Source organism: Streptomyces sp. NPDC044044 (assembly GCF_056434405.1).
On sequence record NZ_JBWKFG010000013.1, the window covers coordinates 152689 to 176590 of the forward strand.

Here is a 23902-nt window from a genome sequence, read left to right on the forward strand (position 1 = left end):
ACACGTTTTTGGCCGACCGGATCGGGGCGCAGTGTCTCCTCGCACCGTCACCCAGGCAAGAATGGGGGGATGAGCGACAGTCCAGCCCCCCTCGCCGACCCGCATCTCGTCTTCGACCCCGTCGTCACGGACGGCCCGCGGGACATCGTCATCCTCGGCTCGACCGGGTCGATCGGCACCCAGGCCATCGATCTCGTCCTGCGCAACCCCCGTCGCTTCCGCGTCACCGCGCTCTCCGCCGCCGGCGGCCGCGTCGCCCTGCTCGCCGAGCAGGCCAGGCAGCTGCGGGTGCGGACCGTCGCGGTGGCCCGCGAGGACGTCGTACCGGCGCTGCGCGAGGCGCTGAAGGGGCAGTACGGCACCGAGCCGTTGCCCGAGATCCTCGCCGGGCCCGACGCTGCCGCGCAGCTCGCCGCGTCGGAGTGCCACACGGTCCTGAACGGCATCACCGGGTCCATCGGGCTCGCGCCCACGCTCGCCGCGCTCGAGGCGGGCCGTACCCTCGCGCTCGCCAACAAGGAGTCGCTGATCGTCGGCGGCCCGCTGGTGAAGGCGCTCGCGAAGCCGGGGCAGATCATCCCGGTCGACTCCGAGCACGCCGCGCTCTTCCAGGCGCTCGCCGCGGGCACCCGCGCCGACGTGCGCAAGCTGGTCGTCACGGCCTCCGGGGGCCCGTTCCGGGGCCGTACGAAGGCCGAGCTCGCCGACGTCACGCCGCAGGACGCGCTCGCGCACCCCACCTGGGCCATGGGCCCGGTCATCACCGTCAACTCCGCGACGCTCGTGAACAAGGGCCTGGAAGTCATCGAGGCGCACCTCCTCTACGACATCCCCTTCGAGCGCATCGAGGTCGTGGTCCACCCGCAGTCCTACGTGCACTCCATGGTCGAGTTCACCGACGGATCGACGCTGGCCCAGGCCACGCCGCCCGACATGAGCGGCCCCATCGCCATCGGCATCGGCTGGCCCGAGCGCGTGCCGGACGCCGCTCCCGCCTTCGACTGGACGAAGGCGTCGAGCTGGGAGTTCTTCCCCCTGGACAACGACGCTTTTCCGTCGGTCGGGCTCGCCCGGCACGTGGGGAAGCTCGCGGGCACGGCCCCGGCGGTGTTCAATGCGGCCAACGAGGAGTGCGTGGACGCGTTCTTGAACGGCGCCCTGCCCTTCAGTGGGATCATGGAGACCGTGACCAAGGTCGTCGCCGAACACGGCACGCCGTCCGCGGGAACTTCCCTGACCGTCGCGGACGTCCTCGAAGCGGAGACCTGGGCACGAGCCCGGTCCCGTGAACTGACGGCGAAGGCGACCGCGGAGGCCCGCGCATGACGACCTTGATGATGATCCTCGGCATAGTCGTCTTCGCGGTCGGGCTGCTGTTCTCGATCGCCTGGCACGAGCTGGGCCACCTGTCGACCGCCAAGCTGTTCGGCATCCGCGTGCCGCAGTACATGGTCGGCTTCGGCCCGACGATCTTCTCGCGCAAGAAGGGCGACACCGAGTACGGCATCAAGGCCATCCCCCTCGGCGGCTACATCCGCATGATCGGCATGTTCCCGCCGGGCCCGGACGGCCGCATAGAGGCACGCTCGACGTCCCCCTGGCGCGGCATGATCGAGGACGCACGGTCGGCGGCCTTCGAGGAGCTCAAGCCCGGCGACGAGACCCGCCTCTTCTACACGCGCAAGCCGTGGAAGCGCGTGATCGTGATGTTCGCGGGTCCGTTCATGAACCTGATCCTCGCCGTGGCGATCTTCCTCGGCGTGATGATGACCTTCGGCATCAGCACGCAGACGACGACGGTCGGCAAGGTGTCCGACTGCGTCATCCAGCAGAGCGAGAACCGCTCCAAGTGCGAGAAGGGCGACACGGCCGCGCCCGCCAAGGCGGCGGGCCTGAAGCTCGGCGACAAGATCGTGGCCTTCCAGGGGCAGCCCGTCGACGACTGGTCCGCGCTCCAGGGCAAGATCCGCGAGACCATCGGCCCGGCCACCATCACGGTCGAGCGCGACGGCAAGCAGGTGGAGCTGCACGCCAACCTCATCAAGAACCAGGTCAGCAAGACCGACGGCGACGGCGGCTACGTCGAAGGGAAGTACGTCTACGCGGGCTTCCTCGGCTTCACCCCCGCCACCGGCGTCGTCCAGCAGGGCTTCGGCGACTCCGTGAACCGCATGGGCGACATGATGGAGAACGGCGTCGAGTCGCTCATCGCACTGCCGTCCAAGATCCCCGACCTGTGGGACGCGGCCTTCGGTGACGGCGACCGCAAGCAGGACTCCCCGATGGGCGTCGTCGGCGCGGCCCGCGTGGGCGGCGAGGTCTTCACGCTGGACATCCCGCCGGAGAACCAGATCGCGATGATGCTGTTCCTGGTCGCGGGCTTCAACCTCTCCCTCTTCCTGTTCAACATGCTTCCGCTGCTTCCGCTGGACGGCGGGCACATCGCGGGAGCCCTGTGGGAGTCGGTGCGGCGCAAGGCGGCCAAGCTCCTGAAGCGGCCCGACCCGGGACCCTTCGACGTCGCGAAGCTGATGCCCGTCGCCTATGTGGTGGCCGGAATCTTCATCTGCTTCACGATCCTCGTCCTGATCGCGGACGTCGTTAACCCGGTGAGAATCTCCTAATAACGTGGAGTTCGCGGCGGCCGGACACTCTATGTGTCCGGCCGCCCACCATTGGGTGGACTTGGGGGCGGGATGTGCTCGGGCCCTGTGGGGTGCCGTAATCTCGAAGCCTGGAGCCCGCCGATCTCGGGACCTTGATCCACACCTTGGGGATGCTCGCCAGATGACTGCCGTTTCTCTCGGAATCCCGTCCGTACCGACCAAGCTCGCCGACCGCCGCGTCAGCCGCAAGATCCAGGTCGGTACGGTCGCCGTCGGCGGGGACGCACCGGTATCGGTGCAGTCGATGACCACGACGCGTACGTCCGACATCGGGGCGACGCTGCAGCAGATCGCGGAGCTGACCGCGTCCGGCTGCCAGATCGTGCGGGTCGCCTGTCCGACGCAGGACGACGCGGACGCGCTGTCCACGATCGCGCGCAAGTCGCAGATCCCGGTCATCGCCGACATCCACTTCCAGCCGAAGTACGTCTTCGCCGCGATCGACGCCGGCTGCGCCGCGGTGCGCGTGAACCCCGGCAACATCAAGCAGTTCGACGACAAGGTCAAGGAGATCGCGCGGGCCGCGAACGACGCGGGCACCCCGATCCGGATCGGCGTCAACGCGGGCTCCCTGGACGCGCGCCTCCTCCAGAAGTACGGCAAGGCCACCCCGGAGGCGCTCGTCGAGTCGGCCCTCTGGGAGGCCTCGCTCTTCGAGGAGCACGGCTTCCGTGACATCAAGATCTCGGTCAAGCACAACGACCCGGTGGTCATGGTCAACGCCTACCGCCAGCTGGCCGCCGCCTGCGACTACCCCCTGCACCTCGGCGTGACGGAGGCCGGTCCGGCCTTCCAGGGCACGATCAAGTCGGCGGTCGCCTTCGGCGCGCTGCTCTCCGAGGGCATCGGCGACACGATCCGCGTCTCGCTCTCGGCCCCTCCGGCGGAGGAGGTCAAGGTCGGCATGCAGATCCTGGAGTCGCTGAACCTCAAGCAGCGCCGCCTGGAGATCGTCTCCTGCCCGTCCTGCGGCCGCGCCCAGGTCGACGTCTACAAGCTGGCCGAAGAGGTCACCGCGGGCCTCGACGGCATGGAGGTCCCCCTCCGCGTCGCCGTCATGGGCTGCGTCGTGAACGGCCCCGGCGAGGCCCGCGAGGCCGACCTCGGCGTCGCGTCCGGCAACGGCAAGGGCCAGATCTTCGTCAAGGGCGAGGTCATCAAGACCGTCCCCGAGTCGAAGATCGTGGAGACCCTCATCGAAGAGGCGCTGAAGATCGCCGAGCAGATGGAGAAGGACGGAATCCCCTCCGGCGAGCCGACGGTGGCCGTCGCCGGCTGAGCCGCTGCGCTCGGCTCGAACGCTGATCTCCGGGCCCCGTCACCAGTTGGTGGCGGGGCCCGTGCGTTGCCCTGAACCGCCGCTTCGCGGCATCCTCCCGCCCAGCCGTCCGAACGCCCGCTGGGCAATCAGGTGGGTGGGCGGGAAAAATCCGCCGCGAAGCGGCAAAAGCTCCCGCCCCGCCGGGCAGCACCCGCCCGCGGCGAGGAACCCCGAGGGACAAGAGGCACCCCGCACGAGGCGCCCCCGCCAGGTACAGTGCGGAGATCAGCAGACCGTATGGTGAGGCCCCCGCACGTGTTGACTCAGACCACCACCAGGGTCCTCGAACCGAGTGACCTGGACGCCGCGCTCGCTGTCCTCGACCGCGAGCCCGTGGCCAACGCTTTCGTGACCTCACGGGTCCGCGTCGCGGGCCTCGACCCGTGGCGGCTCGGCGGCGAGATGTGGGGCTGGTACCAGGACGGAATGCTGGAGTCCCTCTGCTACGCGGGCGCCAACCTCGTCCCGATCTGCGCGACCCCCCGAGCCGTACGCGCCTTCGCGGACCGCGCCCGCAGGGCAGGCCGCCGCTGCTCCTCCATCGTCGGCCCCGCCGAGCCCACCGCCCAGCTGTGGCGGCTGCTCGAACCCTCCTGGGGCCCCGCCCGCGAGGTCCGCGCCCAGCAGCCCCTGATGGTCACCGACCGGCTCCCGCACGACATCACCCCCGATCCGTACGTCCGTCGCGTCCGCAAGGACGAGATGGAGACGATCATGCCCGCGTGCGTGGCGATGTTCACCGAGGAGGTCGGCATCTCGCCGCTCGCCGGTGACGGCGGCCTGCTCTACCAGGCACGGGTCGCCGAACTCGTCGGCGCGGGTCGGTCGTTCGCCCGCCTCGACCGCGACGGCAAGGTCATCTTCAAGGCCGAGATCGGCGCGGCCACGAACCAGGCCTGTCAGGTGCAGGGCGTCTGGGTGGCCCCCGAGTACCGGGGCCAGGGCTACGCGGCACCGGGCATGGCGGCCGTCCTGCGCTATGCCCTCGCGGACGTGGCCCCCGTCGTCAGCCTCTACGTCAACGACTTCAACACCGCGGCCAGGTCGGCGTACCGGCGGGTGGGGTTCCAGGAGGTCGGGGCGTTCATGAGCGTCCTGTTCTAGCTCTTCCGCGGCTCGCACCGCACTCCTCACGTACCCCCGGCAGCGAGTTAAAGTTCGGCGCATGACTGACGACGTCGTGATCGGGCCGCTGGACCTCGCCACGCACGTGGACGAAGCGCTGCGGGTGCAGGCCCACGCTTTCGGGCTCAGCGACGACGAGGTGGCCGTGCGGCGGCAGATCGTGCTGCGGCACATCACCTACCCCGGAGCCCGCGCGCTCGGCGCCACCACCCCCGAGGGGCGGCTCGTCGGCTTCGTCTACGGCATGCCCAACGACCGCGGCCACTGGTGGTCCACGGTCGTCGAGCCGTATCTGCGCGCCGGGGACATGGACGGCTGGCTCGACGACTCCTTCGTGATCACCGAGCTCCATGTGCAGCCGGGGCACCAGAACCGCGGAGTCGGCCGCACGCTCATCACCACCATCACGGACGCCGTCCGCCAGCCCCGCTCGATCCTCTCCGCGATCGACACCGAGAGCCCCGCCCGCGGCCTCTACCGCTCCCTCGGCTACACGGACCTGGCCCGCAACGTCCAGTTCCCCAGCGCCCCGAAGCCGTACGCGGTGATGGGCGCCCCCCTGCCGCTGAGGCGGCCCGGCAGCTAACCGATTTCCGCGCGCACCCCCGGCGCGGCTAACCTCCTGCCCATCACCCTTTCCACGCAGGAGTTCACCATGGCCCAGGTCCAGCGCATGTCCCGATTGATGATCAAGACACTGCGCGACGACCCGGCGGACGCCGAGACGCTCAACCACAAGCTGCTCGTCCGGGCCGGATATGTCCGCCGCACCGCCGCAGGCATCTGGTCCTGGCTGCCGCTGGGCAAGAAGGTCCTGGAGAACATCACCCACGTCGTGCGCGAGGAGATGGACGCCATCGGCGCCCAGGAGGTCCTCCTGCCCGCGCTCCTGCCCAAGGAGTCGTACGACGCGACGGGCCGCTACGACGAGTACGGCGACCTGCTCTTCCGCCTCAAGGACCGCAAGGGCGCGGACTACCTCCTCGGTCCCACGCACGAGGAGATCTTCACCCAGATCGTCAAGGACCAGTGCTCGTCCTACAAGGACCTGCCCGTGATCCTCTACCAGATCCAGACGAAGTACCGCGACGAGGCCCGCCCCCGCGCCGGTGTGCTGCGCGGCCGCGAGTTCCAGATGAAGGACTCGTACTCCTTCGACACGACGGACGAGGGCCTCGCCGAGTCGTACGCCCTGCACCGTGCCGCGTACATCAAGATCTTCGAGCGCCTCGGACTCGACCACCGCATCGTCTCCGCCGTCTCCGGCGCGATGGGCGGCTCGGCCTCCGAGGAGTTCCTTGCGCCCGCGCCGGCCGGTGAGGACACGTTCGTGGACTGCCCCGCGTGCGACTACGCGGCCAACACGGAGGCGGTCTCGTTCGTGGCCGCCGAGGTGGACGGCTCGGCGCACGGCCCGGTCGAGGACCTGGACACCCCCGACACCCCGACCATCGAGACGCTCGCGGCCCACCTCGGCGTCCCGGCCTCGGCGACCCTGAAGAACCTCCTGGTCAAGGTCGACGGCGAGATCGTCGCCGTGGGCGTCCCCGGCGACCGCGAGGTCGACCTCGGCAAGCTCGGCGAGCACCTGTCGCCCGCCGTCGTGGAGCTGGTGACGGCCGAGGACTTCGAGGGCCGCGACGATCTCGTACGCGGCTACGTCGGCCCGCAGGGCCTGGAGAAGGTCCGCTACATCGCCGACCCGCGGGTGGCGGCCGGCACGGCCTGGATCACCGGCGCGAACAAGCTCAACACGCACGCGAAGAACGTCGTCGCGGGCCGTGACTTCGAGGTCGACGACTACCTCGACGTCGTGGTCGTCGAGGCGGGCGACCCCTGCCCCAAGTGCGGCACCGGCCTGCAGCTGGACCGCGCCATCGAGATCGGCCACATCTTCCAGCTGGGCCGCAAGTTCGCCGACGCCTTCCAGCTGGACGTCCTCGGCCAGCAGGGCAAGCCGGTCCGCGTGACCATGGGTTCGTACGGCATCGGCGTCTCCCGCGCGGTGGCGGCGCTCGCCGAGCAGACGGCGGACGACAAGGGCCTGTGCTGGCCCAAGGAGATCGCCCCCGCCGACGTCCACGTGGTGGCCGCGGGCAAGGCGCTCCAGACGGAGCTCGCCCTTGACGTCTCCGAGCAGCTGAACGCCGCGGGCGTGCGGGTGCTGGTCGACGACCGTGCGGGCGTCTCGCCCGGCGTGAAGTTCACCGACGCGGAGCTGATCGGTGTGCCGACCATCCTGGTGGCGGGCCGCCGCTCCGCCGAGGGCGTCGTGGAGCTGAAGGACCGCCGTACCGGCGAGCGCGAGGAGCTGACCGTGGCCGAGGCGATTGCGCGCCTTACTGCCTGAGTCGGTTACCGCTCGAACGCCGGACGGGCTGAACAGCCCGTCCGGCGTTCGAGGACGAACTCGGCGGAGCCGGTGATGACGGCGAGCAGGGCGCCCCGCCCGCTACAGCCACCCCGCGAACTCCAGCAAGAGCTCCGCATCCTGCTCCCGCCCCACGCGCCGTGCCCGCACCCCGGACTCCACCGCGCGGAACAGCGTCCACCCCCGCAACCGCTCCTGATCCACATCCAGCGACTCGGCCAGCTTCTTCACCCGCCGTCGCGTGATCGACGCCCCCGAGGGCGAGGCGATGAGGTCCTCCACCCGGTCCCGCACCAGCCGGGCCAGGTCGAACGCACACTCACCCACCACCGGATCGGGCCCCACGGCCAGCCACGGCACGCGATCCCCCTGAAGCACCTTGCTCTGCCGGAACGTGCCGTGCAGCAACCGCACCTCCGCGTCCCCGGCGAGCAACTCCTCCCGCGCCGCGAGCGCGGCCTCGACCAGCGGTGCGACCTCCCCGTCGGCGGACGCCCGCATCGCGTCGGCCTGCCGCCCCGTCCGCTCGGCGACCGTCTCGAAGCGGTGCCCCGCCGGCGGCTCCACCCACAGCCGCCGCAGCGTGCCCGCCGCCTCGAGGAGGGCCTTGGCCTCGGGCAGCGAACGGACCGACACATCGCGGTGCAGCCGTTCGAGCAACAGCGCCCCGTCCGCGGCGGACGGTTCTAGCAGCCGTACGGCACCGAACCCGTTCCAGTGCGCGAGCGCGGCCCGCTCGCTCCGCGGGCGTGACCTCGGCGGCACCAGCTTCAGGACCGCGGGCGTGCCGTCGGCGAGGCGCACCAGGACGACGAGGCCGCTGCGCCCGCCGGGCACGTGAACCCGCTCGACGGTCAACTCGCGTAGAGCAACGGCCTGTTCAGCTGCCTCGGGCAGCTTCTCCAGCCAGTCGTCGCCGTCCTGCGCCGTCTCACCGAGTGCGGTGACCAGACGCCGGGGCGGTTCGAGAGCCATACGTGAGTTGTTCCTTCCTGACTTCCTGAGCTGCCCGGCCTGAACCGCCGGCCCGGCTTCCTGACTGCGTCAGCGCGCGCTACGCCTTGGGCGTCGCCGGTGCGGAGGTGCCCGACCCGGCGGCCCGCTCGGCGAGACCAGGGAAGGCTACGCTCCCGCCGCGCCACCGCGCCGCACGGACCGCCGCCTCCCGCAGCGCCTCGGCTGCGTGTCCGCGCCGGGCGCCGGTGGAGGCGCGTACGAGATCCGAGTAGACCCCCGCGACCCGCTCCTCCAGCTCCGTCGCGAGCCGCACGGCCGCCGCGGAGTCCCGCACCGCGAACGGCAGCGCGTAGGCGGCCGCCGACGGCTCGGGCTCGCCGCCCAGGTCGCGTACGGCGCGCTGCAGCTCGTCACGCCGGGCGCGATGCGTGTCGTACGCCGTGCGCGCCTCCGCCCTGCGGTCCTCGCCGATCCGGCCGCCGACGACCCCGAAGCCGTACACGGCGGCGTGCTCGGCGCCGAGGGCGGCCTGCACCGCCTTCAACTCGTCCTTGGAATCGCTCACTTGTCGCCCTCCGTCAGCAGATACGCGTGCGCGGCGCCCGCGGCCGCCACCGAGGCGAGCAGCCTGGCCAGCTCCGAGGGCGCGTCGAGCAGCGCACTCCCGCGCTGCTTCGCCAGCTCCCGCTCGGCCTTCGCGAGCTCGCGCACGGCGTCCTTCTCGTCCTTGGGCACGGCGGGCTTCTGCGGGGGCGACGCGGAAGGGGAGGGGGAGCCCGAGGGGGACGGGGGAGAGCCGTCGGCGAAGGCCGCCTCGTGCCGCTTCACCTCCGCCCGCAGCGGATCGAGCCGGCCGGCCAGCGAGGGATGCGCGGCGAGGACGGCGTCGTACCGCCCGAGCAGCTCACCGCTGTCCCGGGCGGCCTGCGCGCGCAGCCGCGCGGCGGCGGAAGGACGCTCGTCCGCGTCGGTGGATTCGGAGCCGGAGCAGCCGGAGAGCAGCACGGCCCCGGCCGCTCCCGCGGCCCCGGTCAGCAGACTCCTCCGGCGCGGCCCCGAGCGGGCGTGCGAGGGGGTGGGATACGACGGCACAGCAGACGTCCTCGGCAGGAAGGCCAGAAAGGCAGGCAGTCAGAAGATGGGCGGCCGGGCCGTGGCCCGGTGATCACCGTACCTTCGGGCTGCCCTCGTACTCGTGAGCGGCTCGATGTGGGGCGTACGGCGGCCGGACGGCGGGCGGCAACACCCCTCGGGACCGGATACCCTTTGACCTGACACGCGACGATCCCACAACAGCACACGCGGCCGAGGAGTCACCCGGATGAGCACCACCCAGAGCGAGAGGCTGCGAGAACTGCTGGAACCGCTCGTCAGCTCGAAGGACCTGGATCTCGAAGAGATCGAAGTGGCCTCGGTCGGACGCAAGCGTGTGCTGAGAGTCGTCGTCGATTCGGACGACGGCGTGGACCTGGATCAGATCGCGGAGATCAGCCGCGAACTCTCCGAGAAGCTCGACGAGAGCGACGCGATGGGCGACGGGGAATACACCCTCGAAGTCGGCTCCCCGGGCGCTGAGCGCCCGCTGACGGAGCACCGCCACTATCTGCGCGCCGTCGGCCGCCTGGTGAAGTTCCAGCTGACGGAGGGCGGCGACGATCTGATCGCCCGCATCCTCGAGGTGGACGACGAAGGCGTGGATCTGGAAGTACCGGGCGTGAAGGGGCGCAAGCCCACCGCCCGCAGGCTCGCCTTCGACGCGATCGCCAAGGCGCGCGTCGAGGTCGAGTTCAGCCGCAAGGACAAGAAGGAAGAGGAGGCGTAGCCGTGGACATCGACATGAGTGCCCTGCGGGGTCTGGTCCGCGAGAAGGAGATCTCCTTCGACCTGCTGGTCGAGGCGATCGAGTCGGCCCTCCTCATCGCCTACCACCGCACCGACGGCAGCTTCCGTCGCGCACGCGTGAAGCTGGACCGCGAGAGCGGCCATGTGACGGTGTGGGCGACGGAGGACCCGGCGGACCTCGAAGAGGGCCAGGAGGCCAAGGAGTTCGACGACACCCCGTCGGACTTCGGCCGCATCGCCGCGACGACCGCCAAGCAGGTCATCCTGCAGCGTCTGCGTGACGCCCAGGACGACGCGACCCTCGGCGAGTACGCGGGCCGTGAGGGCGACATCGTCACGGGCGTCGTCCAGCAGGGCCGCGACCCGAAGAACGTGCTGGTCGACATCGGCAAGCTCGAGGCCATCCTGCCGGTGCAGGAGCAGGTCCCGGGCGAGGAGTACGCCCACGGTCTGCGCCTTCGTTCGTACGTCGTCCGGGTGGCCAAGGGCGTCCGTGGCCCCTCGGTCACGCTCTCCCGTACGCACCCGAACCTCGTCAAGAAGCTCTTCGCGCTCGAGGTGCCGGAGATCGCCGACGGCGCGGTCGAGATCTCGGCCATCGCCCGCGAGGCCGGTCACCGGACCAAGATCGCGGTGCGCTCGACCCGCTCGGGGCTCAACGCCAAGGGCGCCTGCATCGGCCCGATGGGCCAGCGTGTGCGCAACGTCATGGCCGAGCTCAACGGCGAGAAGATCGACATCGTCGACTGGTCGGACGACCCGGGCGAGATGGTCGCCCACGCGCTCTCCCCGGCGCGGGTCAGCAAGGTGGAGATCGTCGACCTCGCGGCCCGTTCCGCGCGGGTGACGGTCCCCGATTACCAGCTGTCCCTTGCGATCGGCAAGGAGGGCCAGAACGCCCGCCTCGCCGCTCGGCTCACGGGCTGGCGCATCGACATCCGCCCGGACACCGAGCAGCCGCAGGACTCCCCGGAGTCCTGAGCAGCTCCTGATCAGAGCTTGATCAGACCCCCGATCGCGTCCCGATCGCGTCCTGATCAAGACAACAACCGTTCGATTTTTGCCCCAAAGGGGTGAGGTCGGTGCGGGGAGGTAGACTTAATCGTGTCTGGCCGGACGCAAGCCCGCGCATGCCCTGAACGCACCTGTGTGGGGTGCCGGGAGCGAGCGGCCAAGAGCGATCTGCTGCGCATCGTGGCGAAAGAGGGCGCCTGCGCCCCCGATCCAAGCGGTACGCTGCCCGGCCGGGGTGCGTATATCCACCCCGTCCCGGTCTGTCTCGACCTGGCGGTCCGACGCAGAGCGTTCCCGAGGGCCTTCCGGGCCCCGGGCCCGCTCGACACGGCGGACTTGCGCCGAGTCGTCGAGACAGTTGCCCAGCAGGCAACACCGTAAGGAAGGTCGCGCGGAACCCCGCGCGGCCCTGGTATTCCGCGAGTTGGAAGTAGGTCGAGATTGCGATGAGCACTCGATGAGCACGCGATGAGTACGCCCATGAAGTAGCGACGGTCCGGCGTAACCCGGACCTAAAAGGAGCGAAGTGGCTAAGGTCCGGGTATACGAGCTCGCCAAGGAGTTCGGCGTAGAGAGCAAGGTCGTCATGGCCAAGCTCCAAGAACTCGGTGAATTCGTACGTTCGGCGTCCTCGACGATCGAGGCGCCCGTTGTACGCAAATTGACTGACGCATTGAACACGGGCGGTGGCAACGGCAAGCCCGCCGCCGCCAAGCCCGGGGCGCCGCGCAAGCAGGCCGCCCCCAAGCCGCCGGCCCCCTCGGGCTCGGCGTCCCCCTCTCCCGCGCAGGCCGCCCGTCCGGGTCCGGCCGCGCCCAAGCCGCCGGCGGCCAAGCCCGCCGCCGCGGCCGACAAGCCCGCGGCCTCCCCGGCCGCTCCCGGCCCGCGTCCGGGTCCGAAGCCGCCGACGCCCAAGCCGGCGCCCGCAGCTCCGGCCGCCCCCGCGGCTCCGGCTGCCCCGGCCGCGCCCGCCGCACCGGCGAGCCCGGCTCCGGCCGCCCCGGAGTTCACCGCTCCGCCGGCGGCTCCGGCTGCCCCGGCCGCCTCCTCGGCGCCGGCAGGCCCCCGTCCGGGCGCTCGCCCGGGTGCCCCCAAGCCCGCGGGCCGTCCGGCCCCCGGCCAGGGTGGTCAGGGTCAGGGCGGTCAGGGTCGTGGCGACCGCGGCGACCGTCAGGGTGGCGCTCCGCGTCCCGGCGGCCAGGGTGGCGCCCCGCGCCCCGGTGGCCGTCCGGCAGGACCGCGCCCCGGCAACAACCCCTTCACCTCTGGTGGCTCCACCGGCATGGCGCGCCCGCAGGCGCCCCGTCCGGGCGGCGCCCCGCGTCCCGGCGGCCAGGGTGGCCCCGGCGGTCCCGGCGGCGCCCCGCGCCCGCAGGGCCAGGGCGGCCAGGGTGCTCCTCGTCCGCAGGGCCAGGGCGGCGCTCGCCCCAGCCCCGGCGGCATGCCTCGCCCGCAGGGTGGTGCCCCGCGTCCCGGCGGCGCCCCCGGTGGCGGCGGTAACCGTCCGAACCCGGGCATGATGCCGCAGCGTCCCGCTGCCGGTCCGCGTCCCGGTGGTGGCCCCGGCGGTGGCCGTGGTCCCGGTGGCGGCGGTCGTCCCGGCGGTGCCGGTGGCGGCGGCGGTCGTCCCGGTGGCGGCGGCTTCGCGGGTCGTCCCGGTGGCGGTGGCGGCGGTGGCTTCGCCGGTCGTCCCGGTGGTCCCGGTGGCGGTGGCGGCGGCTTCGCCGGTCGTCCCGGTGGCGGCGGCGGTCGTCCCGGCTTCGGTGGCCGTCCCGGCGGTCCCGGTGCCCGTGGTGGCACGCAGGGTGCGTTCGGCCGTCCCGGCGGGCCCGCCCGTCGTGGTCGCAAGTCGAAGCGGCAGAGGCGCCAGGAGTACGAGTCGATGCAGGCTCCGTCGGTCGGCGGCGTCATGCTGCCGAGGGGCAACGGCCAGGCGGTCCGCCTGTCCCGTGGTGCCTCGCTGACCGACTTCGCCGAGAAGATCAACGCCAACCCGGCGTCGCTCGTCGGCGTGATGATGAACCTCGGCGAGATGGTCACTGCCACGCAGTCCGTCCCGGACGAGACGCTGAAGCTCCTCGCGGACGAGATGAACTTCGTCCTGGAGATCGTCAGCCCGGAGGAGGAGGACCGCGAGCTGCTCGAGTCCTTCGACATCGAGTTCGGCGAGGACGAGGGCGGCGAGGAAGCGCTCATGGCGCGTCCGCCCGTCGTCACGGTCATGGGTCACGTCGACCACGGAAAGACCCGACTTCTGGACGCGATCCGCAAGACGAACGTCATTGCGGGCGAGGCCGGCGGTATTACGCAGCACATCGGTGCGTACCAGGTCGGTGCCGAGGTCAACGGCGAAGACCGCAAGATCACCTTCATCGACACCCCCGGTCACGAGGCGTTCACCGCCATGCGTGCCCGTGGTGCGAAGTCCACCGACATCGCGATCCTCGTGGTCGCGGCCAACGACGGTGTGATGCCGCAGACGATCGAGGCGCTGAACCACGCCAAGGCGGCCGACGTGCCGATCGTGGTCGCGGTCAACAAGATCGACGTCGAGGGTGCCGACCCGACCAAGGTGCGCGGTCAGCTCACCGAGTTCGGTCTGGTGGCCGAGGAGTACGGCGGCGACACGATGTTCGTCGACATCTCCGCCAAGCAGGGCGAGAACATCGAGGCCCTCCTGGAGGCCGTGGTCCTGACCGCGGACGCCTCGCTCGACCTGCGCGCCAACCCTGAGCAGGACGCGCAGGGTATTGCGATCGAGTCCCACCTGGACAAGGGCCGCGGCGCCGTCGCGACCGTCCTGGTCCAGCGCGGTACCCTCCGCGTCGGTGACACGATGGTGGTCGGCGACGCGTACGGCCGAGTCCGCGCGATGCTCGACGACAAGGGCGAGAACGTGAACGAGGCGGGTCCCTCGACCCCGGTCCTCGTCCTCGGTCTCACCAACGTCCCGGGTGCCGGCGACAACTTCCTGGTCGTCGACGAGGACCGTACGGCCCGTCAGATCGCCGAGAAGCGTGCCGCCCGTGAGCGCAACGTCCGCTTCGCCCGCAAGGGTGTTCGGTTCTCCCTGGAGAACCTGGACGAGGCCCTCAAGGCCGGTCTGGTGCAGGAACTCAACCTCATCATCAAGGGCGACGCGTCCGGTTCGGTGGAGGCTCTCGAGTCCTCGCTGCTCCAGCTCGACGTCGGCGAAGAGGTCGACATCCGCGTCCTGCACCGCGGCGTGGGTGCCGTCACCGAGTCGGACATCGACCTGGCGACCGGCTCCGACGCGATCGTGATCGGCTTCAACGTCCGTGCGGCCGGTCGTGCCGCCCAGATGGCCGAGCGCGAAGGTGTGGACGTCCGGTACTACTCGGTCATCTACCAGGCGATCGAAGAGATCGAAGCGGCCCTCAAGGGCATGCTCAAGCCGGAGTACGAAGAGGTCGAGCTCGGCACGGCGGAGATCCGCGAGGTCTTCCGCTCGTCCAAGCTGGGCAACATCGCCGGTGTTCTCGTCCGGTCGGGCGAGGTCAAGCGCAACACCAAGGCGCGCCTCATCCGCGACGGCAAGGTCATCGCGGAGAGCCTCAACATCTCCGGTCTGCGCCGCTTCAAGGACGACGTCACGGAGCTCCGCGAAGGGTTCGAGGGCGGTATCAACCTCGGCAACTTCAACGACATCAAGATCGACGACGTCATCGCGACGTACGAGATGCGCGAGAAGCCTCGCGGCTGATCCACGCAGCTCGAACCGGGGCCGGTCGAGGGGAGTAAATCCCGTCGATCGGCCCCGGCCGTTCCGTGTACGGTTCTTGTGTCCCTGCCAAGCGGTTGGCGGGGCACGAACCCGAACCGGCGGGACATCCGGACACACATGTATGTGGGGACACTGTCCTTCGATCTGCTCCTCGGCGACATTCACTCGCTGAAGGAGAAACGCTCCGTCGTCCGCCCGATCGTCGCCGAACTCATCCGCAAGCACGGAGTGAGCGCGGCGGAGACAGGGAACCAGGACCTCCATCGCAGGGCCGAGATCGGCCTCGCGCTGGTCTCCGGGGAGACGGGGCACCTCACCGACGTACTGGACCGGTGCGAGCGTTTGGTCGCCGCCCGTCCTGAGGTGGAGCTGCTCTCCGTTCGACGCAGGCTCCACGGCGACGAAGACTGATTGCACAGCAAGGCGAAGAAGGAGACGGAGCAGTGGCCGACAACGCGCGGGCGAAAAGGCTGGCGGACCTCATCCGAGAGGTGGTTGCCAAGAAGCTGCAGCGCGGGATCAAGGACCCGCGGCTCGGTACGCATGTGACCATCACGGACACCCGGGTCACGGGTGATCTGCGCGAGGCGACCGTCTTCTACACGGTCTACGGGGACGACGAGGACCGCGCGGCGGCCGCCGCCGGTCTGGAGAGCGCCAAGGGCGTTCTGCGTTCCGCGGTCGGCGCGGCCGCGGGTGTGAAGTTCACCCCGAGCCTCGCCTTCGTGGCGGACGCGCTGCCGGACAACGCCAAGGCCATCGAGGACCTCCTCGACAAGGCCAGGCTCTCGGACGAGAAGGTGCGCGAGGTGTCCGCGGGCGCCGAGTTCGCCGGCGGTGCCGACCCGTACCGCAAGCCCGAAGACGATGACGACGAGACGGATGGCGACGCCTCGGCATGAGCAACACCAGCAACAAGACGCCGGACGGCCTTGTCATCGTCGACAAGCCGTCCGGCTTCACTTCGCATGACGTGGTCGCCAAGATGCGCGGTATCGCCAAGACCCGCCGCGTCGGCCACGCGGGCACCCTGGACCCCATGGCGACGGGCGTTCTCGTCCTCGGGGTCGAGCGGGCGACCAAACTCCTCGGCCACCTCGCGCTGACGGAGAAGGAGTACCTCGGCACGATCCGGCTCGGCCAGAACACGGTCACGGACGATGCCGAAGGCGAGATCACCTCGTCGGCCGACGCGTCGGGGATCAAGCGCGACGCCATCGACGCGGGCATCGCCAAGCTCTCCGGCGACATCATGCAGGTGCCGTCGAAGGTCAGCGCCATCAAGATCGACGGCAAGCGGTCGTACGCGCGAGCCCGCGAGGGCGAGGACTTCGAGATCCCCGCCCGCCCGGTGAAGATCTCCGCCTTCACCGTGTACGACGTCAGGGACGCCGTCGCCGATGACGGCACCCCCGTCCTCGACCTGGTCGTCTCCGTGGTCTGCTCGTCGGGGACGTACATCCGCGCCCTCGCCCGCGACCTCGGCGCGGACCTCGGGGTCGGCGGTCATCTGACGGCGCTGCGGCGCACCCGGGTCGGGCCGTACAAGCTGGACGCGGCGAAGACCATCGACCAGCTCCAGGAGGAGCTGACGGTGATGCCGGTGGCGGACGCGGCCACGGCCGCGTTCCCGCGCTGGGACGTGGACGAGCGGCGGGCCAAGCTGCTGCTCAACGGCGTGCGGATCGAGATGCCGGGGGAGTACGCCGGAGTCGGCGCCGTCGCGGTCTTCGATCCGGAGGGCCGCTTCCTGGTCCTGGCCGAGGAGTTGAAGGGCAAGGCCAAGAGCCTGGCCGTCTTCGCCTGAGCCGTTCCGTACCCGCCTGCCTTGCCGTACGCGCCCGCCTTGCCGTACGCGGGTCTCCGTCGTGGAGCGGCGGACAGCTGTGCGCATGCCGCGCGCCGCTCCACGGCGGACCCCCCACCTCTAGATGTATCCATCGAGCCCTGCCCATTCACCCCATCGGGCAGGCGCTCGGAGTGAACCGAGGGAGCGGAAGGGGGCGCGTTCGCGACGCGTTCTGTCCCGCTGATCACCGCCGACCTACCGTCGGAAGAACGGGTATGAACCCGGACGGGCGGGGAGGTTCGGGCATGGCGGGACAGGGTGACCCGACGGCGCTCGACGGGGCCCTGGTGCGGATCTGCGATCTGGCCGGGCGCCCACGGGGGATGGGGTTCGCCGCCGACGACCACGGCACGGTGATCACCAGCCATGAAGCGGTCGACGGCCTCGCGCGGCTCGTGCTGCACGCGGCGGGGGAGCGCGTCTGCGTGGTGACCGCCGATTCCGTGGTGGCCCTCCCCGAAGCCGATCTGGCGCTCGTCCGCACGGAAGGGCTCGGCCTGCGGCCGCTGCCCGTCACGGTCCGCGAGACCGCTCCCGTGGGTGCCTACGTACGCATCGTCGCGCGCGGCCGGCGCGAGGCGCGGGTCCTCGGCCCGACGCCGGTGACGTACACGGCGACGGACCGCTTCCATCTGGTCGACGCGGCCATGGAGCTGGCGATCGGCACGGACGGCGCGGACGCGCTGCGGCTCGGCGGCGGGGCGGCGGGCGGCCCGGTCGTCGACGCCTCGTCCGGAGCCGTGCTCGCCGTCCTCGGGACCGCGCTGCACGGCGAGCACCGCGCGGCGGGGTTCGCGGTGCCACTGCGGGAGGCCGCCGCCGACCAGGGCGGGCCGCTCGCCGAACTCCTCGCACGCAACGCGGCGACCGTGCCCGCGTACGGCCGCGATCTGAACCTGGCGGGCGCGCTGCACCTCGCGGCGACGTCGGTGGGCTCCGACGGACCACGCCCCGCCCTCCTTGAACCGGTCGAACGCCCGGACACGGCACGGGAGTTGGCCCAGTTCACCGCCGGGCCCGCACAGGTGCTCGGCCTGGTCGGCGATCCCGGTACGGGCCGTACGACGGAACTCGCCGCGCTCGCCGCGCTGCGCGCCCGGGGCGCCGAACCGGCCCCCACGCTGTGGCTGCGCGGCGCCGACCTCCAGGGCACGGACACGGGAGTGGGCGACGCGGTGGAGCGGGCGTTCCAGCGGGCGGGGCGGATCCTGGAGGCATCGGAGGAGTCGCTCACCGAGGCGGACGACGGGCTCGGGGACATCTCCGCGGGGCGGGTCGCGCGGCTCGTGCGGGACGAGGGGCGGGCGCTGCTGCTCCTGCTCGACGGGCCGGAGGAGATGCCGCCGGTCCTCGCGCACCGGCTCGCGGAGTGGAGCGGGGGGACGGCCGAGTGGCTGCGGGAGACGGGCGCGCGGCTCGTGGTGGCCTGCCGGGCGGAGTACTGGGAGCAGGCCGGTGAGCACTTTCCCGCGGAGCTGCTTCCTGGCTGCGTGCACCTGGGGGACCTGCCCGAGCGGCAGGCGCGGATCGCGCGGGCGCGGTACGGAATCCCGGACGGGGCGCTCGCGGCGGCCGATGCGGGGCATCCCCTCGCCCTGCGGCTGCTCGCCGAGGTGCGGGCGGCGCTGCCGGACGAGCCGCCGCCGGGGGGCCCGGACGGGTGCCCGGACCGCGAGGAGATCTTCGAGGCCTATCTGGACGTGCTGTGCCTGCGCGTCGCGGTGCGGCTCGCGGCGGCGAACGGACTGAGGGGGGCGGCCGTACGGCGACTCGCGGCGAAGGTGTCCGGGCAGGTGCACGAGGCTGCGCGGCGGTGTCTGGGGCCGGGGCAGGGGGAGCTCGACCGGGCGTCGTTCGAGGAGGTGTTCCCGTGGGGGGCGGGGTGGGCCTCCGCGGTCCTCACGGAGGGGCTCCTCGTCCCTGCCGGGGACGGCTATCGCTTCGCGCACGAGGAGCTGGCGGACTGGATCCAGGGGATGCACCTGGATGTGGACGGGGCTCTGTGGTCGCTGGTGTTCCGCCACCGCGAGCCGGCTGCGCCGGGGGCTGAGGCGTCCTTGCCGGTACCCCGGCATCGGATCGGCTCCGTGATCCAGGCGTTGCTGCTCCTGGGGAGGCAGCGGGGCCCTGCGGAACTGGAGGCCAGACTGCGGGACTTGGCGCGGTTCGGGCGGTTCGGGGAGCCGTGCACAGCGCTGGAGACGACAGCGGCCGGCGAGGCCGCCCCCGTTGTGGGCAGGAGTGATGAGGCCGCCCCCGTTGCGGGCAGGCGTTCCGCAGGGCGGAACAGGTGGGCACAACCCCGACCGCCGGGCGCCGATGCGGTGGGGGACAAGGGCGACGCGCACCGACCGCCGGGTGCCGATCCGCAAGGGGACGCGTACTGGTGGGCCACCCACCTCGTGAGCGAGACGCTCTCCCGGGTCGGCGACGCGACGCCCTACCTCACGCTTCTCGAAGACCTCGCCCGGCAGGGCACCCGCCCCGCAGCCTTCTGGCTGGGCCTGCCCCTCAACGAAGCCGATCGGTTCAACCTCCTGCGGGAAGCAGTGATCACCGACCCCCCGCCCGGCTCCCCGGAGGGCCGGCGCTGTCTCGACGCGGTGGCCGAGCTCCTGGCCACCGCACCCGAAAAGGCGCAGCCACAACTGACCCGCTGGTTCACCGACGAGCGCCCCCTCGAAGCCACCCCCCACGCCACCGTCGCATCGGCCGCCCAGGCCCTCCTCCACACCCACCGCCACCGCGCCATCGACGACCTGACCGAGATCCTGGTCGACTGCGCACACCCCCGCGCCGACGAACTGCTCGCCGCGCTCGCGGAAGAGGAGCCGTCGGCGATCTGCCGGGCCGTCGACCGCTGGATCCACGACGAGCGGCCCGCACGCCATGTCGCCGCCGTCGCCTACGGCCTGCGCGCCGCCCCGCACGCCGGCACGGACGCCGACCGCACGCTCCTGAGGTACGCGGCCCTCGCTCTCCTCGCCCGCACCGCCGACGACACCCTGCACGGCGCGGCCCTCGCCCTCCTGGTGCGCGACCCGCAGACCCGCGCACGCCATCTGCCGCCCGCCCTGAAGCGCTTCACCGCAGGCGATCCGCAGCTGCCCGCGAGCGCGCTCGTCACCGCGCTCGACACCCACCCGGAGCAGGTCATCGCCGCCTTCCGGACCAGGCTCCACGGCCCCGGCCCGGCGCCGGGCGACGTACTGCGCGGCCTTGCCGACGTGACGGCTCCCGGGCTCGCCCGGCGGGTGGCCGATCTCGTACGCGACGTCCTTGAGCTGCGCCCCGACCTGGCAGGGCACGTGGCCGACTACCTCGATCTGCGGTTCGAGCAAGGGCCAGGCGTCCGCGCCGTGCTCTTCCCGCTGGTCACGGGTCTTCTGCGGCATCGCCCGCCGCCGGTGCGCGCCGCGCTCGCCGCTGCCGTCGCCGCCCCCGGCACCGACGCATCGCGCGCCCTGCGCACCGAGCTCCTGGAAGTGCTGCTCGCCCAGGAGCGGGAGCCCGAAGTCCTGGACGCCGTGCTCTGCGCCGTGGCGGGCGGCCGTGACAAGGACCGGGTCCGTGACCTGGTGCACCGCACCGGCGTGCTGCTCGTCCGCACCCCCGAAGGAGCGACCTGCTTCGACCGGCGCCTGGTGGAGCTGGCCCGTTCCGTACCGGGCTTCTCCACCCAGGTCTCCCGGTGGATCTGCGCGGCCCCGCAGGACTGGTCCGCCCTCGTCGGTCCCAGCTCCCGCCGCATGATCGAGAACCTCGCCGGAGCACGTGTCCCGGCGTGACCCCCGCCACCCCCTCCGATGCGATCCCGATGGCGCGGGCATGGCAGTCTTAGACCTGCGCAATCGGCAATGGGACGTACACACACGTACACAGGTTCGGCGAGGAGCAAAGACAGTGCAGCGCTGGCGTGGCTTGGAGGACATCCCCCAGGACTGGGGGCGCAGCGTCGTCACCATCGGTTCCTACGACGGCGTACACCGCGGGCACCAGCTGATCATCGGCCGCGCCGTGGAGCGCGCCCGTGAGCTCGGCGTTCCCGCCGTGGTCGTCACCTTCGACCCGCACCCCTCCGAGGTCGTGCGCCCCGGCAGCCATCCGCCGCTGCTCGCCCCGCACCACCGGCGCGCCGAACTGATGGCTGAGCTCGGCGTGGACGCGCTGCTCATCCTGCCGTTCACCACGGAGTTCTCGAAGCTGTCGCCTGCCGACTTCGTCGTCAAGGTCCTGGTCGACAAGCTGCACGCGCGCCTGGTCGTCGAGGGCCCCAACTTCCGCTTCGGCCACAAGGCCGCGGGCAACGTCGCCTTCCTGACCGAGCTCGGCGCCACGTACGACTACGAGGTCGATGTCATCGACCTGTACGTGAGCGGCGAGGCAGGCGGCGGCGAGCCCTTCTCCTCCACCCTGACCCGGCGCCTGGTCGCCGAGGGTGACGTGGAGGGCGCATCCGAGATCCTCGGCCGCCCGCACCGCGTCGAGGGCGTCGTCGTACGCGGCGCGCAGCGCGGGCGTGAACTGGGCTTCCCCACCGCCAACGTGGAGACGCTGCCGCACACCGCCATCCCCGCCGACGGTGTCTACGCGGGGTGGCTGCACGCCCAGGGCGAGGCGATGCCCGCGGCGATCTCCGTCGGCACGAACCCGCAGTTCGACGGGACGGAGCGGACGGTCGAGGCGTACGCGATCGACCGCGTCGGGCTCGATCTGTACGGCCTTCACGTGGCCGTGGACTTCCTCGCCTTCGTGCGCGGGCAGGCGAAGTTCGACTCGATCGACTCGCTTCTCGTCGCCATCACGGACGACGTGAAGAAGTCGCGTGACCTGATCGAGGCCGCGGAGTAGGACGTCCCTTCGCCGTCCCTTCGCCGTTCTTTCGCCGTGCCCACCGGCCGTCCGCGGCTACAACAGGTGAGGAAGGCCGACGTTGTTGACCAACGGGCCTTCGACGGTGACTCCTTCGGTGACCAGTGACTCGACGTGGGGCAGCGGTGGGGGGTTCGCCGCTGCGGCCGGAGCGGAGATCGCGATGACGGACAGGGCTAGGGCTGCGAGCAGGGTGTAGGTCCGGACGCGGCGATGACGCATGCGATCTCTGCTTTCTTCCGGGCTTTCTTCCGGCGGCTTTCTTCCGGCAGGTGAGGAGAGGCCGGGTTAGCCCACACGGGGGACGCGTGAGGCCCGGCGTCCGACGACCCGTTCGTATGATCGTCGGTGACTTCTTGGGCGTGCGGAGGTTACGCACAGCGAGCGGGCCGCGATCGGCGGCCCGCAGGTGCACGGTCCAAGGAGGCTGCAGTGAACGGCAGTTGGGTGCAGGCAACGTCCCGTTGGGCGCTGGTCGCGGCGATGGCGGCGGTGCCGTCCGTGCTGTGCTCAGGCGCGGCGCACGCCGATGAGACGCATGAGAACTCGCACAACGCCCCGAGGGTCTCGCTGATCAGCACCGGCCAGATCGACGACCCGCTCGAGGACGTGCTCGAGCACACCCTCAACTTCGGGGACGGATACAGGTGGGACTGACGGGCTGAACCGCTCGTGGTCGTACCGTACTTGCGCGGGTCCAGGGTGGCCGCGCAAGTACGTCACGACGCAAGGGCGTTCAGGTCACGGGGCGAGGCACGCCGCGCCCGGCACCTCGGAGGGGACACCGGGGCTCGCGGGGTCGACGAGCGAGGTGACGTCGCCGGCCGACTGCGTCACGCACTCGACGGTCCCGACGGGGTCCGGGATGGCACTGGCGGGCACGGCGAGGGCCCCCAGCAGTGCGAAGGTCCCGAGGACGACGGCGGCGGAACGACGCATGGAAATCTCCTTCATGTCGGTGGAGTTGCTCACGGTCCGTAATTGAACCGTTTCGTTGAGTGACTCCCCAGGGTTCGCGTCGATAGGCCCCGCATCACCCGAAAGTGGATGAGGTAACGATCCGCCGGTCAGGACCCCGGTCAAATCCCCGGTCAGACCCGGTCAGACCCGGTCAGACCTCGGACGCGCTGACGTTGACCGCCGCCCAGTGGCACGCCACCTGCGTCTCGCCGCCGCCCGAAAGCACCGGCAGATCCTCCGTCCGACAGCGGTCCGCAACGCCCGCGCTCTCCGCCTCGCCCGAGGCGAGCACCTGGCAGCGCGCGTGGAAGCGGCAGCCGCCCGGGATGCGCGAGGGGTCCGGCGGCTCGCCGGTGAGGACCACCGGGTCGCCCGGGGCCTCCGGAAGAACCGACAACAGCGCCTGCGTGTACGGATGCTGAGGCGAGGTCAGGACCTCCTCCACCGTCCCCGTCTCGACGATCCGGCCCAGGTACATCACCGCCACGCGGTCGGCGATGTTCCACGCGAGACCCAGGTCGTGCGTCACCACGAGCGCGGACAGGCCGAGTTCTTCGCGGAGCCTGAGCAGCAGGGCGAGGATCTCGCCGCGTACGGACGCGTCGAGCGAGGCCACCGGCTCGTCGGCGACGATCAGTTCGGGCTCCAGGACCAGCGCGCCCGCGATGACGACACGCTGGCGCTGGCCGCCCGACAGCTCGTGCGGATAGCGCAGGAAGAACCGCTCCGGCGGCCTCAGCCCCGCCCGTGACAGGGCGTCGGCGACCGCGGCCTGCTCGTCGCCGCCGTACCCGTGGATGCGCAGGCCCTCCGCGACGGCCTCGTACACCGTGTGACGCGGGTTCAGGGACCCGCTGGGGTCCTGCAGGACCAGCTGGACGCGCTTGCGGTACGCCTTCAGGGCGCGGCCCGAGTAGTCGAGCGGCTTGCCGCCGAAGGTCACCTTGCCGGAGGTGGGTGCCACCAGGCCGAGCAGGGAACGGGCCAGGGTCGTCTTGCCGCAGCCCGACTCGCCGACCAGGGCCACGATCTCGCCCGGCTTGATGTCGAGGTCGACGCCGTCCACCGCCCGCGCGGGCGGTGCGCCGCGGCGGCCGGGGAACGTGATGTGCAGGTCGCCCGCCGACAGCAGGGGGTCAGCCGACAGCAGGGGATCATCGGTGGTCATGCGTCGCTGCTC

The 23902-nt window shown here is 71.4% G+C and carries 22 protein-coding genes; 16 read left to right on the plus strand and 6 right to left on the minus strand.

From position 1 onward, the window contains the following. Positions 1-69 precede the first annotated feature (69 nt). The 6 genes from dxr to AC07AG_RS39605 all read left to right on the plus strand — a co-directional run bounded on the left by dxr (position 70) and on the right by AC07AG_RS39605 (position 7462). On the plus strand, positions 70-1326 hold the full coding sequence (gene dxr / locus AC07AG_RS39580; RefSeq protein WP_478761655.1) for a 1-deoxy-D-xylulose-5-phosphate reductoisomerase: 1257 nt from the start codon (positions 70-72) through the stop codon (positions 1324-1326). Further along, on the plus strand, positions 1323-2624 hold the full coding sequence (locus AC07AG_RS39585; protein WP_478761657.1) for a M50 family metallopeptidase: 1302 nt from the start codon (positions 1323-1325) through the stop codon (positions 2622-2624). The genes dxr and AC07AG_RS39585 overlap by 4 nt, the downstream gene beginning before the upstream one ends. Before the next feature lie 163 nt (positions 2625-2787). Beyond that, complete coding sequence (ispG, locus tag AC07AG_RS39590; protein ID WP_478761659.1) at positions 2788-3945, plus strand: flavodoxin-dependent (E)-4-hydroxy-3-methylbut-2-enyl-diphosphate synthase; 1158 nt, start codon at positions 2788-2790, stop codon at positions 3943-3945. Between the two features lie 297 nt (positions 3946-4242). Continuing rightward, positions 4243-5091: a GNAT family N-acetyltransferase gene (locus tag AC07AG_RS39595; RefSeq protein ID WP_478761661.1), complete on the plus strand. Its 849-nt coding sequence runs from the start codon at positions 4243-4245 to the stop codon at positions 5089-5091. 61 nt (positions 5092-5152) lie between these two features. Beyond that, complete coding sequence (locus AC07AG_RS39600) at positions 5153-5698, plus strand: GNAT family N-acetyltransferase (protein ID WP_478761663.1); 546 nt, start codon at positions 5153-5155, stop codon at positions 5696-5698. 69 nt (positions 5699-5767) lie between these two features. Further along, on the plus strand, positions 5768-7462 hold the full coding sequence (locus AC07AG_RS39605) for a proline--tRNA ligase (RefSeq protein WP_478761665.1): 1695 nt from the start codon (positions 5768-5770) through the stop codon (positions 7460-7462). Positions 7463-7564: 102 nt separating this feature from the next. Here the strand turns inward: AC07AG_RS39605 and AC07AG_RS39610 are convergent, their stop codons facing one another. The 3 genes from AC07AG_RS39610 to AC07AG_RS39620 form a co-directional block, all read right to left on the minus strand. Continuing rightward, positions 7565-8458 (minus strand): aminoglycoside phosphotransferase family protein, encoded by an 894-nt coding sequence (locus AC07AG_RS39610; protein ID WP_478761667.1) that lies wholly within the window; start codon positions 8456-8458, stop codon positions 7565-7567. A 79-nt stretch (positions 8459-8537) separates the two neighbouring features. Further along, on the minus strand, positions 8538-9005 hold the full coding sequence (locus AC07AG_RS39615; protein ID WP_478761669.1) for a ferritin-like domain-containing protein: 468 nt from the start codon (positions 9003-9005) through the stop codon (positions 8538-8540). After that, entirely contained in the window at positions 9002-9532 is a 531-nt protein-coding gene (locus tag AC07AG_RS39620; RefSeq protein WP_478761671.1) for a hypothetical protein, read from the minus strand. Before AC07AG_RS39620 ends, AC07AG_RS39615 begins: the two co-directional genes overlap by 4 nt. Positions 9533-9761: 229 nt before the next feature. Between AC07AG_RS39620 and rimP the strand changes: the two genes are divergently transcribed. The 9 genes from rimP (at position 9762) to AC07AG_RS39665 (ending at position 21741) form a co-directional block, all read left to right on the plus strand. Next, entirely contained in the window at positions 9762-10262 is a 501-nt protein-coding gene (gene rimP / locus AC07AG_RS39625; RefSeq protein WP_249587399.1) for a ribosome maturation factor RimP, read from the plus strand. A 2-nt stretch (positions 10263-10264) separates the two neighbouring features. After that, entirely contained in the window at positions 10265-11263 is a 999-nt protein-coding gene (nusA, locus tag AC07AG_RS39630) for a transcription termination factor NusA (protein WP_478761673.1), read from the plus strand. A 123-nt stretch (positions 11264-11386) separates the two neighbouring features. Continuing rightward, positions 11387-11677 carry a YlxR family protein gene (locus tag AC07AG_RS39635; protein WP_351165619.1) on the plus strand — a complete coding sequence of 97 codons (291 nt, stop codon included), beginning with the start codon at positions 11387-11389 and terminating at the stop codon, positions 11675-11677. Positions 11678-11822: 145 nt separating this feature from the next. Next, the gene (gene infB / locus AC07AG_RS39640) at positions 11823-15020 is read left to right on the plus strand and encodes a translation initiation factor IF-2 (protein ID WP_478761676.1); all 3198 of its coding nucleotides are present in this window, start codon (positions 11823-11825) and stop codon (positions 15018-15020) included. 138 nt (positions 15021-15158) lie between these two features. Next, complete coding sequence (locus AC07AG_RS39645; protein WP_478761678.1) at positions 15159-15452, plus strand: DUF503 domain-containing protein; 294 nt, start codon at positions 15159-15161, stop codon at positions 15450-15452. 32 nt (positions 15453-15484) lie between these two features. Further along, a complete protein-coding gene (rbfA, locus tag AC07AG_RS39650) occupies positions 15485-15943 on the plus strand; it encodes a 30S ribosome-binding factor RbfA (protein ID WP_361056134.1) in 459 nt (152 codons plus the stop codon). Further along, positions 15940-16848 carry a tRNA pseudouridine(55) synthase TruB gene (gene truB / locus AC07AG_RS39655; RefSeq protein WP_478761680.1) on the plus strand — a complete coding sequence of 303 codons (909 nt, stop codon included), beginning with the start codon at positions 15940-15942 and terminating at the stop codon, positions 16846-16848. Before rbfA ends, truB begins: the two co-directional genes overlap by 4 nt. A 287-nt stretch (positions 16849-17135) precedes the next feature. Continuing rightward, complete coding sequence (locus tag AC07AG_RS39660; RefSeq protein ID WP_478761682.1) at positions 17136-20678, plus strand: trypsin-like peptidase domain-containing protein; 3543 nt, start codon at positions 17136-17138, stop codon at positions 20676-20678. 115 nt (positions 20679-20793) lie between these two features. Continuing rightward, positions 20794-21741, plus strand: a complete 948-nt coding sequence (locus tag AC07AG_RS39665; RefSeq protein ID WP_478761684.1) for a bifunctional riboflavin kinase/FAD synthetase — start codon at positions 20794-20796, stop codon at positions 21739-21741. Positions 21742-21798: 57 nt separating this feature from the next. Here AC07AG_RS39665 and AC07AG_RS39670 read toward each other — a convergent pair whose 3' ends face one another. Next, positions 21799-21984, minus strand: coding sequence for a hypothetical protein (locus tag AC07AG_RS39670; protein ID WP_478761685.1), 186 nt, complete (start codon positions 21982-21984; stop codon positions 21799-21801). Positions 21985-22194: 210 nt separating this feature from the next. Between AC07AG_RS39670 and AC07AG_RS39675 the strand changes: the two genes are divergently transcribed. Continuing rightward, positions 22195-22419: a hypothetical protein gene (locus AC07AG_RS39675; protein ID WP_478761709.1), complete on the plus strand. Its 225-nt coding sequence runs from the start codon at positions 22195-22197 to the stop codon at positions 22417-22419. 84 nt (positions 22420-22503) lie between these two features. Here the strand turns inward: AC07AG_RS39675 and AC07AG_RS39680 are convergent, their stop codons facing one another. Together AC07AG_RS39680 and AC07AG_RS39685 are read right to left on the minus strand one after the other, a co-directional pair. Then, entirely contained in the window at positions 22504-22701 is a 198-nt protein-coding gene (locus tag AC07AG_RS39680) for a hypothetical protein (RefSeq protein WP_478761686.1), read from the minus strand. 172 nt (positions 22702-22873) lie between these two features. Then, positions 22874-23890 (minus strand): ABC transporter ATP-binding protein, encoded by a 1017-nt coding sequence (locus AC07AG_RS39685; RefSeq protein ID WP_478761688.1) that lies wholly within the window; start codon positions 23888-23890, stop codon positions 22874-22876. Between the last annotated feature and the right edge of the window lie 12 nt (positions 23891-23902).

Coding starts and splice junctions, on each gene's coding strand:
- dxr (WP_478761655.1), top strand. CDS start 70: ATGAGCGACAGTCCAGCCCCCCTCGCCGACCCGCATCTCGTCTTCGAC.
- AC07AG_RS39585 (WP_478761657.1), top strand. CDS start 1,323: ATGACGACCTTGATGATGATCCTCGGCATAGTCGTCTTCGCGGTCGGG.
- ispG (WP_478761659.1), top strand. CDS start 2,788: ATGACTGCCGTTTCTCTCGGAATCCCGTCCGTACCGACCAAGCTCGCC.
- AC07AG_RS39600 (WP_478761663.1), top strand. CDS start 5,153: ATGACTGACGACGTCGTGATCGGGCCGCTGGACCTCGCCACGCACGTG.
- AC07AG_RS39605 (WP_478761665.1), top strand. CDS start 5,768: ATGGCCCAGGTCCAGCGCATGTCCCGATTGATGATCAAGACACTGCGC.
- AC07AG_RS39610 (WP_478761667.1), bottom strand. CDS start 8,458: ATGGCTCTCGAACCGCCCCGGCGTCTGGTCACCGCACTCGGTGAGACG.
- rimP (WP_249587399.1), top strand. CDS start 9,762: ATGAGCACCACCCAGAGCGAGAGGCTGCGAGAACTGCTGGAACCGCTC.
- AC07AG_RS39645 (WP_478761678.1), top strand. CDS start 15,159: ATGTATGTGGGGACACTGTCCTTCGATCTGCTCCTCGGCGACATTCAC.
- truB (WP_478761680.1), top strand. CDS start 15,940: ATGAGCAACACCAGCAACAAGACGCCGGACGGCCTTGTCATCGTCGAC.
- AC07AG_RS39660 (WP_478761682.1), top strand. CDS start 17,136: ATGGCGGGACAGGGTGACCCGACGGCGCTCGACGGGGCCCTGGTGCGG.
- AC07AG_RS39670 (WP_478761685.1), bottom strand. CDS start 21,984: ATGCGTCATCGCCGCGTCCGGACCTACACCCTGCTCGCAGCCCTAGCC.
- AC07AG_RS39680 (WP_478761686.1), bottom strand. CDS start 22,701: ATGCGTCGTTCCGCCGCCGTCGTCCTCGGGACCTTCGCACTGCTGGGG.
- AC07AG_RS39685 (WP_478761688.1), bottom strand. CDS start 23,890: ATGACCACCGATGATCCCCTGCTGTCGGCTGACCCCCTGCTGTCGGCG.